Genomic DNA, 232 nt, shown 5'->3' with positions numbered 1-232 from the left:
CATTCAATACAACTACGTGTCAATGGGATGTTACAGGTACACAACCAGTTCAACCAACATTGGCTTGTTATGAAACAGCTACATTCAATACGACTACGTGTCAATGGGATGTTACAGGTACGCAACCAGTTCAACCAACATTGGCTTGTTATGAAACAGCTACATTCAATACGACTACGTGTCAATGGGATGTTACAGGTACACAACCAGTTCAACCAACATTGGCTTGTTA

The 232-nt window shown here is 40.9% G+C and carries 1 protein-coding gene; it reads left to right on the top strand.

Annotated elements, in window-relative coordinates:
• A partial coding sequence (locus G6042_RS00105) for a hypothetical protein (protein ID WP_169522297.1) occupies window positions 1-232 on the top strand: 232 nt, incomplete at both ends.

Source organism: Flavobacterium solisilvae (genome assembly GCF_012911605.1).
Lineage (GTDB): Bacteria > Bacteroidota > Bacteroidia > Flavobacteriales > Flavobacteriaceae > Flavobacterium > Flavobacterium solisilvae.
This window is presented reverse-complemented; position numbering and strand designations above follow the sequence as displayed.